We start from the raw sequence: 13817 nt of genomic DNA on the forward strand, positions 1-13817 counted from the left end.
CAGGAAGCGGCGGCGGTCGCGGATTCTGGGCGGATCCTTAGGACCGGCAGGGCCGCCGGCGCAGCTCCGCGACGGCGAAGGCGAGTTCGAGCGCGGCGGTGCCGTCCCCGTCCAGTTCGGCCGTGAGGCCGCCGGGATGGGTGCCCAGCGCGCGGTGGACGTCGTGGAAGGCGGTGACCTCGGCGACGACGTCGTCCAGGGGGCGCGGGCCGTCGGGGGTGGGATCGCAGAGCCAGACCACGCGGTGGTCCTCCGCCGTGACCTTCTCGACGAGCGCCGGGAGCCGGTCGCGCAGCGCCGCGGCCCCCATACGCACCTGGAAGGTCATCCGGCCCGGCTCCCGGTCCGGGTCGAGCCGGCCGAGGAGGCGCATGGCCTCGTCCGCGTCGCTGCCGGGGCCCAGCGCGACGCCTACGGGGTTGCGGATCGTGGCGAGGTAGCCGGCCTGTTCCTCGCGGTCCCGGGTGTGCGCGCCGGTCCACACGAAGTGGCCCGAGGTGTTGTACCGGTGCCCGGTCCGCGAGTCGACGCGGGTGAGGGCGGAGTCGTAGCGGAGATCGCGGCCCTCGTGGGAGGCGAAGAGTTCGACGGCACCGAGCCGCGCCGGGTCCAGGCCGCAGGCCCGCATGAAGGCGAGGGCCCGGCCGATCCGGTCGACGAGCGGGGTGTGGTGCCGGAGGGTGGGCGAGCGGGTCACGCGCTCCCGGTTCCATTCGTGCACCTGTGCGAGATTCGCGTAGCCGCCCGCGCCGAGGGCCCGCACCAGGTTGAGCCGGGCGGCGGCGGCCTCGTACCGGCCGACCGCGCCCGGCTGGTGCGGGCCCGCAGGGGGCAGGCCGACGGCGCTGAGTTTGACGACGGGTCCGGCGGCGGCGTACGTCAGCACCGCGGCCATCTGCAACTGGGTGCGCAGCCGGTCCCGGATGACGTCCGCGCTCTGTCCGCCGAAGGCCCGCGCGCGGTCCGCGCAGTGCAGGACCAGCGCCTCACCGCGGGCGGCGCGCGCGAGCTGCGCGGTGAGCAGGTCGCACTCCCCCGCGAACACCAGGGGCGGGGACGAGGAGAGTTGTGCGACGGTCTCCTCGGACAGCTTTTCGCCGGACCCGGACGGCGGCTCGCCTGCCGGCGGAGTACGCCGGGCCCCGGACTCGGTCATCTCCACCGCGTCTCTCATCCGTCCGCTGCCGTTTCGCTTCTTGTCCGCGGGCAGCGTAGGCCGGCGGGATGCCGGTCCGGTCCGGGCGTTCGGCGCCCCTAAAGGAATTGCTAGGGGCCGGTCGGCAGGTCCGGGAAGCGTTCGCCGGCGGTGCCGGGGAACGCCGCGGTGCCGCACCGTCGCGTTCCCCGGCCCGGACCGGACGGGCCCTAAGCGGCTGCCCCGCTGACCGACAGCCGGTAGCCCGCCCTGTCCACGGCTTCGACCTCCACGTGGTCCGACACACCGAGCCGCTCCGCCAGGGAGGCGACGCAGCCGTGCAACGACGCCTTCAGCGTGCTCCGCTGCACGCGCAGGACCTGGTCGACGAGCTGGTCGGCGCGCAGCACCTCGCCCGGGCGGTGGGCCAGTGCGGCGAGGACACCGAATTCCTCGTCCGACAGGTCGATCGGGGCACCGTTGACCAGCACGACCCGTTCGTCCAGGTCGATGCGGAGCGGACCGGCGAGGACGAGGCCCCCGTCGGGCAGAGCGGCCAGCTCGGGTTCGGCGGCCCGCCAGCGGCGGACCACGGCCCGGACCCGGGCCAGCACCTCGGCCAGGTTGTAGGGCTTGACGAGGAAGTCGTCCGCGCCCAGGTCCAGTCCCCGCACACACGCGGCGTGGTCCGCGCGGGTGCTGGTCACCAGGATCGGGACCGAACTGGAGGCCCGGATCTCACTGCACAGCGCGAAGCCGTCGTAGTCGGGCAGGCCGAGATCCAGCAGCACGGCGTCCGGGCGGGTCTGCTCCAGCAGTTCGAGCGCGGCCCTGCCGGTGCCCGCACACACCGCGGTCAGTCCCTGCTGGGACAATGCGGCCCGCAGGGCCGCGGACACACGATCGTTGTCCTCGATTACCAGAATCTCCATTTTTCCCCCATGGAGTCCGAGCCCGAACGACCGAGTCAGTGGTCGGTCCGAAAATACTGGGCAATCACGCCTCTGGGGTCAAGGACGCAGCTCACCTGCCGTTAACACCACGATATTCGTTGCCGGGGCGGGGAGAGGCCCGCGGTCACCCGGATTCCGCCCGGGCCTCGCCGCGTGAGCGGGCCGACGTTTCGCGCTCCGGGCGGATGTAGTCGGGCAGCACTTTCGGCGGCCAGCAGCCGATACTGAACATTCCCATCGAGTACGCCTTCGCCGCGAGCGCCGTGCGGTTGGGCACCTTGAAGAGCCGCAGCAGGATGCTCACGTGGTACTCGATGCCCTGCCGGCTGAGGAACAGCCTGGCGGCCAGGCGCACGGTCGGATCGCCCGCCGCGACGCCCTCCAGCACCTTCGCCTTGAGCGGCGTCAGCTTCCACCACGAGCCGACGAGCGCCTGCCGGTCGTCGGCCGTCTCCTCCGGCGTGAACTGCACGAGTATCATGCGCGGTTTGCCGTCGGCGTCCTCGACCGGATAGGCGGTGACCTTGCCGGCGACCGCCGTGTCGTGGAACCAGATGGCGATGGAGCGGCTGACCACCTGCGCCTGGTGGCCCTGGACGAGGCGGAGGAACTGGCGCAGCACGTGCTGCCGCACGCTCGGGTGCAGGAACTCCGCGAAACTGCGGTCGCAGATGTCGTCGTGGTCGCGACCGCACTGGGCGCTGAAGGCGCTGTTGACGGACCGGATGCGCAGGCTGGGATCGAGTATTGCGAGCCCGATTCCGGAACGTTCGATCAGCGACAGCACCACATCGCCGTACTCGTCGCTCCGGATCTCCGAGGAATACAGGGGGGATGGCAGGTCGCACAATTCGTTGTCGGCGCGATTTTCCTGCCGCAGAATGAGCGGAACTGTTCCGGAAATTCTTCGGAGTTCGCTCTCTCTGCTGTCCCCCGCTTGCAGTGCATTTGCCATGCCACACCTTCCCCCTGTTTGTGTTCGACTGGCAGGCCGCAGCCTAAGCAGGACAAACGTCGGCGGACAATGCGGGACGGGGGTAAGGCAGAACACTGTGGTCGCGGCACCGGTGGTTCGGACGGGACGCGGTGCGGTAGTCCGGGACCCCGGGATCACATCTGCCGGACACGCTCCCGTGTTCGAGAGGCCGGCGAGCACGAAACGAAACAGGCGAGAACTGCACTTTTGTCCGGCTTGCTCGGCCTGGCTACCGGCAGGTAGCCCGGTCGGTGCACCGACCGGGCACCGAAGCGAAAACCGCAGCGGACATCGCCCGCTCCGAACGGGGGAAGCCCCTGAACCGGCCGGAGCCGCGCAACCCGCCGCCCGGCTCGGGAGATCACCTACCGCGGGGACCCCCGCCTGCCGGCCGCTGCGAGCGGCCGGGTCCGGGCACCCTCAGAAATTGAGGGACAGCACGCCGGAGCGGAAAGCGGCCTCCCCCGCCATGCGGCGGACGACCGGGGCCAGTTCGGCCCGGCCGGCCACGTCCAGCCGCCGGTACAGCCTGGTCAGCGTCTTCTCCACGGCCCGGCGGGTGACGCCCAGGGACCGGGCGGTGTCCTGGTTGGTGTGGCCGAGAGCCACCAGCGCCGCGACCCAGCGTTCGGTGTCGCTGAGCCCGCCGCCGCCCGGCGGCACCACTCCACGCAGCTCCGCGCCGAGCGACGCCGTCCAGCAGCGCAACAGCGGCGCCCCCGCCTCGTCCGCTATCCGGTCGGCCTCGGCCAGCAGTTCGGCGGAGCCGGGGCGTCCGGCGGCGCGCAGCCGCGTACCGTACCCCCGCAGCGCACGGCCGAGTTCGAGGACGTCGGTGCCCTCTCTGAGCACCGCGACGGACTCGGCGAACAGCGACAGCGCATAGCGGCCGTGCACGACGGTTCCCCAGACCCGCAGCACCCGGCCCAGCTCGTTGGGCGAGCCGAAGGCGCGCGCCCGGTCGCAGGCGTGGGCCAGGAGCCCGAGCGCGGGTTTCCGGTCGCCGCCGCGAAGCAGGAGCGGAACGCACCACAGGTCCACGGGGGACAGCGCCTGGCTGCACCAGCCCGCGGCCTCGGCGCGGCGCGCCGTCTCCACCAGTTCCGCGGCTGCCTCGGACGGTTCCGGGTGCGGGTTGAGCAGGTGGCCCAGCACCTTGCCGGCGAAGCTGCGGGCCGGCAGCCCGCTCACCGGGCTCTCGTCCAGCAGTCCGTGCAGCCGGCCGGCCCACCCGGCGTCACCGGTCGCGACCGCCACGGACACCAGGCCCCAGACGGCCAGCCAGTCGCTGTCCCCCAGCGTGCCGGGGCCGGCGGCGCAGGCTTCCAGCGCGTCCATCCAGGCGTCCGCGAGCCGCCCCGAGGACAGCGCGGCAAGCGCGCGCCAGCCCAGCAGCCGGGTCCGCTGCCGCTCGTCGCCGCGCCGGGTCGCCGCGTCGACGGCCGCGTCCAGCCAGCTGCGTACGGGCGCTTCGGCCTCGGCCGCGACACCGGAGGCGATCATCAGCGCGGAGGCGGCGTACCCGGAGGCGGTGGAGGCCGGTTCGTGGTCCAGCATCCAGCGCACCAGGGTGGCGGCCTCGGCTGCGGGCAGCTCTCGGCCCAGTGTCCCGGCGAACACCAGGACCGAGACCAGTTCCCGCTGTGCCGGGGTGCCGGGTCCCGGCCCGGGTGCCAGCTCGCGCAGCCGCCGGACCGCGTCCCCGGCGGCGTTGGGCGACGCGAGGCCGGACAGCCGGACGCGGGCCTCCAACCGCAGCCGGGATTCGGCCGCCTCGGCATCGTCCGGCGGCTCCGCATCCGATGTCCGGGCTGAGGAGAGCGCCTCGGCGACCGCCCGCGGCGCGGCGACGAACAAGGTCAGCGGCACCCGCGACACGGCCGCCGCACGTGCGTGGCCCGGGTCCAGGAGCGGTACGGCCTGGGCCACGTGCCGCAGCGTGGCGGAGGTGTCGAGGTCCTGCTCAACGTCGGCCAGTGCGAGCAGGAATTCGCCGCGCTGCGGGCTGTCGGGCGAGAACTCGCGCAGTGCCCGGCGCAGGCAGCGGGTCGCCAGTTCCACGTCACCGCGGCAGCGCGCGTCGTCGGCCGCCCGGCGCAGCAGCCACGCCGCCTCGGGCCACTCCCCCGGGCCGGTCTCCAGCAGGTGCGGGACGATCCGTTCGGCCGGGGCGCCCGCCGCGCCGAGCAGCGTCGCGGCCCGGCGGTGCAGCTCCGTCCAGTCGGCCAGGGAGAGGCTGTCCTCGGCGATCTCCCGTACGCAGTCCCACAGCACGGGAGGGGCGCGGCGGTCGGCTGCCCAGCCGAGCCGCAGCAGTGCCCTCGCCGCGTCGGCCGCCTCGTTCGGCTGGAGATGGGCGAGGCGGGCGAGGGTGCGTCCGTCGGCGGAGCCGTCGAGGACCGCCGCGCAGTGGGCCAGCCGCCTGACCGGCTCGGGATGGCCGCTGAGGGCGGCGGCGACCCGGGCCTTGAGCGGCCAGGGGACGGGGCGGGAGCGGGCGGTGGCGAGCAGCCCGGCACGGGTGAGCCGCTCGCCGGCCTCCAGCCGGCCGGACAGGGAAGCGAGCCAGGCGGGGTTGCCGGCCGTCGCCTCCGTCCAGGACCGGGCCGACTCCTCGGAGAGGACGATCCCCCGTTCCGCGAGCAGGGCGCGCACATCCGCCACGTCGAGCGGTGCCATCCGCACCAGGTGGTCCACCCGTGTCAACAGGTCCTGCACCGCCGGCAGCTCGGTGTCCGCCTCGCCCTCGCACACCGCGACGACCAGCAGCACAGGGACGGATTCCGGGTCGGCGAGAAGCCGGGCCAGCCAGGCCAGCGACACCTCGTCGGCCCACTGCACGTCATCGACCAGGAACGTCATGGGGGCGGCTGCGTCCGTCCGGCCGGCCGGACGCAGCGCAGCGACATCCGCGGCGGATCGGAGCAGTTGTTCGACCAGCCCCGCGCCCACGCCCTGTTCCAGCCGGCTGGCCTGGGCCCGCCGTACGACCAGGCCCTCCTGTGCGGCCAGTTCGGCGGCGGCGTCGAGGAATGCGGAACGGCCCGAGCCGGGCGGGCCCGTGACCGCCATCAGCGCCGTGGAGCCGCGGCGTGTGCGCTCCAGCGCCCCGCGCAACGAGGCGAAACCCCCGTCCTGGACGGCGGTTCGGTACGGGAAGGCCGCTTTCATGTCGATCTCATGCCGATTTCATGACCCGTCGCAACCTCACCAGACGCACAGGATCATCATATTGTCTTCATCATGAGCTCGACGCCATTGGAGCACATGTATCTACTCCCCAGGTCGACAGCGCATCAGGCCGCCACGCGCACCGTGCTGGTGCTCGGCAACGGCCATGACTCCCTTCACAAGATCGCCCGCCGCGTCGGTGACATGTGCGGCCACGGGCAGCAGGCCGACGTGCGCTCCGTCGTCTGCCACCGCGAGGACACCGGCATCGAACACGCCGTACTGCGACGGCTGCTCGACACGCCCGGTGGCGAACCGTTGCCCCCGCACAAAGCGCGGCACGCGGCCCTGGAGCACATCACCGGGCTGCTGACGCGATCCCCCGTGCTGCTGGCGATCGGCGACGCGCAGTGGTGCGACCAGGGCACGCTGCGCTGCATCGACCATCTGTCCCGCGGCACAGCCGGGTTGCCGCTCACGATCGTGCTGAACGTCGCGCCCGGCGCCCTGACCACCGCCACGGCCCCCTTCCTCGAGCTCATGACCCGCAAGGACTGGACCGTCGTCGATGCCACGGCGCTCGCGCCCGACGGCACCGGCCCGGCGGACGGAGCCGTCCCCGGCGCCCCGCACCCGCACGAGCCCGACCCGCTCCGCGTCGCCCGGGCGTCCGCGCTGCTCAACAGCACCGACGAGGAGCTGGTCGCCGCACTCACCGGTCTGCCCACCGGCGTGACCCGCCGGGCCCTGCACGAAAGCCGCGATCTCGGACTGCTCCCCGAAGACGGTGCCCCGCCCTCCCCCGGCTCACTGCTGGACGCACTCCCGGCCGCCGAACGCGAACGCATGCGCACGCAGGCGGCCGAGATCCTCAACGACGCGGCGCGGCCCGCCCGCCAAGTGGCCGATCTGCTGCTGGGCCTGTCCGCACTGGACCGGCCCTGGATGGCCGCCGTCCTCAAGGAAGCGGCCACCGAGGCGCGGCCGGACCATCCGGCGTCGTCCGTTTCCTACCTGAACCGGCTCCACGAGGCGGACCCGGACGATGCCACCACCCGCACCGAACTCGCCACCGCGCTCCTCGACATCGACCCGGCTGCCGCCCGCGCGCACTTCGACGGCCTGCTGTCGCGCACCGACGACCCGGACGTACGCGCAAGGATCACCGTTCCGCTCTGGCTGAGCGCCCTCATGACCCACCGCACACCCGAGACCCCCGCCGCGCTCGGCGGCGTTCTACGCGCGCTGCGCGACGGCGCCCCCGACCAGGCGCCGCCCCACCGGGCCCGGCCGGAGCCGGCCGGCACGTCCCCCCTGTCCGGGGACGGCCCGCGGGAATGCCTCGTACGCGCCGTCGACGCGCTGCGCACCGCACTGGCCGGCACCGACCCCGACGCCGCCACCGCCGACGCGCACCACGTCCTCAGGGCGGAACCGCCGCACACCGCCTGGGAGCGGGTCAGCGCCGCCAAGGTCCTGGGCCTGGCCGACGAGACCGAGACCGCGCTCCCCCACCTGGACCGCATCGTCGCGGACAGCGAACGCCGCCAGGAGACATGGGCCGAGTACCACGCCCGGTCGACCCAGGCCCTGCTGCTGCTCGAAACGGGACGGGTGTGCGAGGCGTACCGGACGGCGCTGGCCGCCACCCGGCTCGCCGAGCGGCACGGCTGGGGGCAGCGGACCCGGCTGGCACCGGTCACCCTCACCCTGGCCCTGCTGGCGCGCGGCGAGCCCGGCCGCGCCGAGGGCGTCCTGCGCCGACTGGGCGCCCGGAAACTCGACGACACCATATGGGACCACCACCTGTACCTGATGGCCCGCGCCCTGGTCGCACGCGCCCACGGACGCGTCGAACAGGCCCTCGACCTGCTGGAGCGGTGCGGAGCCAGCCTCGACAGCGCGGGCGTCCGCAATCCGGTGTTCACCAAGTGGTGGCTGTACAGCACAGGCCTGCTCATGGAACTGGGCCGGCCCCGAGCGGCCCGGGAGCGTGCGGAACTCGGCCGGCACCTGGCCGAACAGTGGCCGCGGGCCGACAGCTCCGGACTCAGCCTGCTGGCCCTGGGCATGACGGCAGGACCCGCCGACCGGGTGGAACTGCTCGCCGAGAGCGTCCGCGTCCTCGCGGGCACTGCCCACCGCTACTCGTACGCCGTGGCCGAACTGCGCCTCGGTCAGGAACTGTTGCAGCGGCGCGACGACGCGGCGGCGCGCAGCCGTCTGCAAGCGGCGCGGGCGACGGCGGTACGGTCCGGAATGGCCGCGGTGGCCGAGAAGGCCCGGTCCGCGCTCGCCGCGGCCGGGGGCCGCCGGCCCGCGCTGAGCGGCGCGGAGCAGGCCGTGGCGCGGCTCGCGGCCGACGGCGCCACGAACCGGGCCATCGCCGACACCCTCTATCTGAGCGTGCGCACCGTCGAGTACCACCTGACGAGCGTGTACCGGAAGCTCGGCATCGACGGACGGGCGGGCCTCGCGGAATGGCCGTCCCTCCCCGAACCGGGCGCCACCGCGCGAGCGCTCAGCGACAGGCGGTGAGCCCGCGGCCCGCGCCCGGAAGGGGGCGCGTACTCCTGGAGCGGGCGGACGAACTGGCCCTGCTGGCGCAGGCCGTCCGCGAGGTCGCCCACGGCGAGTCCAGGACGGTCGTGGTACGCGGCAGACCGGGCACCGGGCGCAGCACTCTGCTCGCCGAGACGGCCGCGCTCGCCCGCCGTGCCGGACTGCACGTCGTCACCGCACCGGATCAGGCACCCCGCCCGGACCCGGACCACACCGGCGCGGCCCCCTCCCGGGCTGCGGCACAGGAACCCGCCGCACCGGTGGCCGTCCTCCGCGACGAGCCACGGCAGCCCGGCGCCGGCCCGGTGGAGCCGGCCCGGTCACTGACGCGGCGCTCCGACGGGCGGCCCCTGCTGTACGTGGTGGCCTGCGCCGACCCCTCCCTCCTCACCGAAGCCGCGCCGCCGCACCGCGAGATCCGGCTGCGCCCGCTGAGTCCACGGGCCGTGCGGGCCCTGCTCGTCGAGACGTACGGCGAGGAGGCGGCCGAACCGCTCGTCCCCGCCGCCCTCGCGGCGACCGGCGGCAACCCCGCGGTACTCTGCGGGACGCTCCACCGGCGGCCCGCGCCGGCGCCCGGGCCCGAGGAGTTCGCGGCGCTCGCCCACCAGGTGGGCCGGCACCGGCTGCGCTCCGCGCTGGCCGGGGCCCCGCAGCAGGCGGTCGCACTGCTGCGGGCCGCCGCCGTGGCGGACGGGGACTTCCCCTTCCACCAGGTCTGCGAGCTGGCCGGCATCCCCGCGCCGTCCCGCGAGCGGGCCCGCACGGACGCGGCCCGGACCGGGCTGCTCGGCTCGGTCACCGACCCCCGGCTCCACGACCCGCTCGTGACCGACCGGGTGCTCGGTCTCATGGACGAGGGAGGGCGCGCCGGACTCCACGAGAGCGCCGTACGGCTCGAACGGCGGCACCGTATGCGGCAGTCGGTCCTCGGCCGGCTCGTCGTGCGAACCGGGCTGACCGATTCCTGGGTGCCCGAGGCCCTGTACGCGGCGGGCGTCGAGGCCCGCCGCTCCGGCGACGAGGCGGGCGCCGTCACCCTGCTCGAAAGCGCGGAGGACCGCGGGGCCCGGGGCGGTCTGCAAACGGAGGTACTGCTGGAGCTGGCCAGGGCACAGCTGTCGCTGCGCCCCCACGCCGCCGACCGGGGATTCCTCCGCGTCCTGACGGAACCCGCCCTGCGGGACGGTTCAGCGGCCCGGCTGTTCGCCGCCGACGTGCTCACCCTGCGCGGCGGCGGCATCGAGACGGCGTCCGCCATCGCCACGGCTGCCTCCCTCCGCACGACGCCCGAGTCCCAGCGGCACGCCCTGCACGGCCTGCGGGCGCTGGCCCTGGAGACCGGCCCGGCCGCGGAGGCCCCCTTGCGTTCCGGCGCACTGGAAACCCCACCCCCGGCGCCGGGGCCCGACACCGCGGTGGCCGCCCGCGAACAGACCCCGCCGCCTGCGGGCCGGCGGAGCGGCACACAGGACCTCGCACCGTCGGCTCCGGGCACGCGAACGAGCGCGGGGGCGGGCCCGGGCGCGGGCTCCGCGGGGGCGGGTTCGCCGGGGGCGGCGGCACAGCCTGCTCCGGGTGACGCGGTTTGGGCCGCCGCCGTGGCGTGGCGGCTGTGCTCCGCCGGGCAGGAGATCGACCGCGCGCGGCGGCTGGCCGCCGCGGCGCTGGCGGGGGCCGGAGCCGGGCGGTTCGCTCCCGCGCTGGTCGCGGCCAGGGTGCTCGTCGTCGCCGACGGAGTCGAGCTCGCCCGGCACGGGCTGGAGCGGATCGAGGCCGAGGCCCGGCGGCAGGGGGTGCGGCCCGCGGTCGGTCTCGCCCTGCTGACCCGGGCCGAACTCGCCCTGCGTACGGGTGATGTGGCCGAGGCGCGCTCCCGGCTCGACGAGGCGCTCGGGGAGGTGCCCCGGCATCACTGGCATCCGCGGAAGCTGCCGCGGCTGACCGCGCTGGACGCGCTGATCGCCCTGGAGTCCGGACGGCCGGACCTCGCCGAGGCCGCTGTGTCGGGCACCGTACCGGACCGGCACGAGTACGGGGTCGACCGCGCCTTCGTGCTGTTCGCGCAGGGCCTGGCCGAGCTGCGGACCGGAGGGACCACAGCCGCGGCGCACCTGCGTGAGTGCGGCCGGATGCTCCTCGCACTCGGCTGTACGAACCCCGGTCTGGTTCCCTGGCGTTCACATCTGGCGCTGGCGACGGCGTGCGCCGGGACACCACAGGCACCGGAGGCCACCGCCCGTCTGCTGGCCGAGGAGCTGGCGGCGGCCCGGGCCTGGGGGTCGGCGTCCACGGTCGGTTCGGTGCATCTGCGGGCCGGGCTCGCGCTGACCGGCCCGGAGGCGCTGGCGCATCTGCGCACCGCGGTCCGGGTACTCGCGGACTCGGTCGCCCGAGGGCGCCGGGTGCAGGCGCTGGCGGAGCTGGCCGACGCCCTGTTCGACGACGGCCGGCCGGGTGAGGGCCGGCGTGCCCTGGATCAGGCCGTGGCGGCGGCGCGGGCCGACACGGGGCTGCCGGCGGGGCGGGTCCTGGAAGTGGCCGCGCGGTACGAGGAGCTGCCCCGGGCGAACCGGGCACGTCTGAGCCGGGCGCAACTGCGGGTCGCGCTGCTCGCCGCCGAGGGCTGGTCGAACAAGGCGATCGCCCAAGAGCTGTCGGTCAGCCTGCGGGCGGTCGAACTCCATCTGACCCGCAGCTACCGGGCTCTGGGCATCACCGACCGCTCCGGTCTTCCGACGGCGCTGGGCCACGACGCCGGGAGGGCGTAGCGGCCCGGGACGGCACGGGCCGGCCGCGGCTCTAACCGTGCAGGGCCGCCGATCCCGCTCCCACCAGCCCGTTGTGCAGGGCGACGGCGACGGCCTGGGTGCGGTTCGGGCAGTTCAGTTTGGACAGTACGAGCGCCACGACGCGCTTGGCCGAGTGTTCGGACACGCCGAGGGCCAGCCCTATCTGTTTGTTGCTGAGCCCGTCCGCGAGCAGCTCCAGCACCCGTTGCTCGCGCTCGGTGAGCAGTCCGATCGGTGTCGTCTTGCGCATCGCCGCGGCATCCGGCGCCGCGGCCGGCGGGCCTGGCCGTACGGCTGGTTCCGGCAGGAGCCGTTCACCGCGGGCGAGCCTGCGCAGCGCGTCGTCGAGTCCGTGCGCGGTCAGCGCGTTCTGGTCCAGGATGCCGTCGCAGGGCACGCCCCCGCGGGAGACGGCCTGCTGCATCTCGGAGTCGGGAACCAGCAGCGCGACGCGGATGCCGTTCCTGCGGGCGACCCCGGCCAGTTCGCGTACCCAAGCCTCCGTGCCGAGCCCGAGTCCGCCGGCGCACCACAGCAGCAGGACGTCACAGGAGAGGATGAGCACCTGGACGGCGTCCTCGTGCGCCGGAGCCGTGAACTCGCCCGGCTCGAAGACGGCGTACTGCTCGACCTCGGAGGCGTCTTCCAGCAAGCGGGTGAGTCCGGCACGAACCACCCCGCTCTGCGCCACCACTGCGACCCGTCCCGACGCATCCACGCCGTACCCCCCGTCTTCCGGCCCGGCCACGTGCGGTTGCGCCCAGTCGGCCGAGCCACCTCACACATCCTGGCGAGCACTCACTCTAAGGGATCCCGCGTATCCGATCTACGGATTACAGGGTCGCCCGGCCCGCGTTCGTCTCCCCCGATGATCATCCAGGAGTGCAGACGGGTCGTACCGAGTGTGGCGTAGGCGATGTGATCGCCGTCGAGCCGGCAGGTGTGTGAAGGATGGAGGGAGGCGGCGGTTCAGGAGTCGCGGCCGGCCATGCCGCGGGCGGCGATGGTCTCGACGTAGTCGGCGGCGGCCACCGGTCCCCCGGCGGCGCGCATGGCCTCGCCGAGCGAACGGACCCGGGCACGCGTGTCGGCGTCGCCGGAGACCCGGTTCACCGCCTCGTACAGCCGCTCGCCGGTGACCTCGCCCCGGGGCAGGTGCGCGCCGAGGCCGAGTTCCTGGAGCCGGGCCGCGATGAGCCGCTGCTCGGGGGTGTGCGGCACGGCGACCACGGGCGTGCCGAAGTACATGGCCTCCATCACGCTGTTCATGCCCGCGTGCGAGACGAACGCGTCCGCCCTCTCCAGCACCTCCAGCTGCGGTACCCAGCGGTGCAGCTCGACGTTGTCCGGCACGTCGGCGAAGTCGTCGGAGTCGGCCAACGGCCCCGCCGAGACGACCACGTGCCAGCCGGTGTCCGCGGCGGCCTCGACGCATGTGCGCAGGAACTCCCGCTGGTACCCGAAGCTGAAGCTGCCCGTCGCCACCAGCAGGAGGGGACTTCCGTTCGCCGGCGGGTCCCAGGGGGCCCGTTCGCCCCGCTCGCCGATGCACGCGCCGACGAATGCGAACCCGTTCCCGAAGGTCTCCTCCGCGGGCTGGAAACGCCGCGGCAGGAAGACGATGTTCGCGTCGTCGGCGGGCGCGTTGAACTCCTCCAGCGTCACGTCCTCCAGGCCGTGCTCCTTGAGCAGCCGGCCCTGTTTGACGAAGAAGTCGTAGAGGGCGGGGTGCTCGGGGTCGATCTGGCCCGCGTACAGCTCGCCCACCTGCCGGGTGAGCGAGTAGTGCTCGTTGGAGGCGAAGGTCGCGAACAGCTCGATGCCGGGCCGCCGCCACTTGCGTGCCAGTACCCGGCCCGCGGCGAAGGTGCTGACGTCGTACAGCAGGACGTCCGGTACGTCGTCGCCGAACCCCGCCTCGTAGACGGGCACGGTGGCGATGGCCTCGTCGATCGAGCGGACGGGCTCGTGCGCCATGTAGTCCGCGTCCATCTCCTCGGGCAGTTCGCGCGAGGCCAGCCAGGATTCGTACTCCAGCACGGTGGCACCGGTCCCGGCGACCAGGGACGCGAAGCGGGAGTTGGTCGCGAAGGTGACCCGGTGGCCGCGGCGCACGAGTTCCGCGACGACGGGCAGGGTGGTGTTGATGTGTCCGAACGCGGGGAACGGCAAGAACGCGATGTGGTACGCCGACATGCACGGCAGCATGCCAGCGGCGGCGGCAGGCC

Annotated in this window: 8 protein-coding genes; 2 read left to right on the forward strand and 6 right to left on the reverse strand. The window is 74.1% G+C overall.

The features are described 5' to 3' along the window. Positions 1 to 37 precede the first annotated feature (37 nt). From IO40_RS0129965 to IO40_RS0129980, 4 genes are all read right to left on the reverse strand, one after another. Positions 38 to 1156, reverse strand: coding sequence for a 3-deoxy-7-phosphoheptulonate synthase (locus IO40_RS0129965; protein WP_078565682.1), 1119 nt, complete (start codon positions 1154 to 1156; stop codon positions 38 to 40). A 209-nt stretch (positions 1157 to 1365) separates the two neighbouring features. After that, positions 1366 to 2067 carry a response regulator gene (locus IO40_RS0129970; protein ID WP_031176502.1) on the reverse strand — a complete coding sequence of 234 codons (702 nt, stop codon included), beginning with the start codon at positions 2065 to 2067 and terminating at the stop codon, positions 1366 to 1368. A gap of 145 nt (positions 2068 to 2212) precedes the next feature. Then, complete coding sequence (locus tag IO40_RS0129975) at positions 2213 to 3043, reverse strand: helix-turn-helix transcriptional regulator (protein ID WP_031030040.1); 831 nt, start codon at positions 3041 to 3043, stop codon at positions 2213 to 2215. 441 nt (positions 3044 to 3484) lie between these two features. Then, positions 3485 to 6235 carry an AAA family ATPase gene (locus tag IO40_RS0129980; protein WP_031176503.1) on the reverse strand — a complete coding sequence of 917 codons (2751 nt, stop codon included), beginning with the start codon at positions 6233 to 6235 and terminating at the stop codon, positions 3485 to 3487. Positions 6236 to 6307: 72 nt separating this feature from the next. Here IO40_RS0129980 and IO40_RS0129985 point away from each other — a divergent pair, with 72 nt between their 5' ends. Further along, a complete protein-coding gene (locus IO40_RS0129985) occupies positions 6308 to 8773 on the forward strand; it encodes a LuxR family transcriptional regulator (RefSeq protein WP_016467296.1) in 2466 nt (821 codons plus the stop codon). Then, positions 8770 to 11568, forward strand: coding sequence for a LuxR C-terminal-related transcriptional regulator (locus tag IO40_RS0129990; protein ID WP_016467297.1), 2799 nt, complete (start codon positions 8770 to 8772; stop codon positions 11566 to 11568). The genes IO40_RS0129985 and IO40_RS0129990 overlap by 4 nt, the downstream gene beginning before the upstream one ends. Positions 11569 to 11599: 31 nt before the next feature. Here IO40_RS0129990 and IO40_RS39210 read toward each other — a convergent pair whose 3' ends face one another. Next, a complete protein-coding gene (locus IO40_RS39210) occupies positions 11600 to 12241 on the reverse strand; it encodes a helix-turn-helix transcriptional regulator (protein WP_234029733.1) in 642 nt (213 codons plus the stop codon). A gap of 317 nt (positions 12242 to 12558) precedes the next feature. Then, positions 12559 to 13785 carry a macrolide family glycosyltransferase gene (locus tag IO40_RS0130000; RefSeq protein WP_033230072.1) on the reverse strand — a complete coding sequence of 409 codons (1227 nt, stop codon included), beginning with the start codon at positions 13783 to 13785 and terminating at the stop codon, positions 12559 to 12561. Positions 13786 to 13817: the final 32 nt, after the last annotated feature.

The sequence above is a fragment of the Streptomyces albus subsp. albus genome, from assembly GCF_000725885.1.
Taxonomy (GTDB): domain Bacteria; phylum Actinomycetota; class Actinomycetes; order Streptomycetales; family Streptomycetaceae; genus Streptomyces; species Streptomyces albus.

Bases quoted from the DNA above. Each gene is read 5' to 3' on its own strand.
- IO40_RS0129965 (WP_078565682.1), bottom strand. From the start codon at position 1,156: ATGACCGAGTCCGGGGCCCGGCGTACTCCGCCGGCAGGCGAGCCGCCG.
- IO40_RS0129970 (WP_031176502.1), bottom strand. From the start codon at position 2,067: ATGGAGATTCTGGTAATCGAGGACAACGATCGTGTGTCCGCGGCCCTG.
- IO40_RS0129975 (WP_031030040.1), bottom strand. From the start codon at position 3,043: ATGGCAAATGCACTGCAAGCGGGGGACAGCAGAGAGAGCGAACTCCGA.
- IO40_RS0129980 (WP_031176503.1), bottom strand. From the start codon at position 6,235: ATGAAAGCGGCCTTCCCGTACCGAACCGCCGTCCAGGACGGGGGTTTC.
- IO40_RS0129985 (WP_016467296.1), top strand. From the start codon at position 6,308: ATGAGCTCGACGCCATTGGAGCACATGTATCTACTCCCCAGGTCGACA.
- IO40_RS0130000 (WP_033230072.1), bottom strand. From the start codon at position 13,785: ATGTCGGCGTACCACATCGCGTTCTTGCCGTTCCCCGCGTTCGGACAC.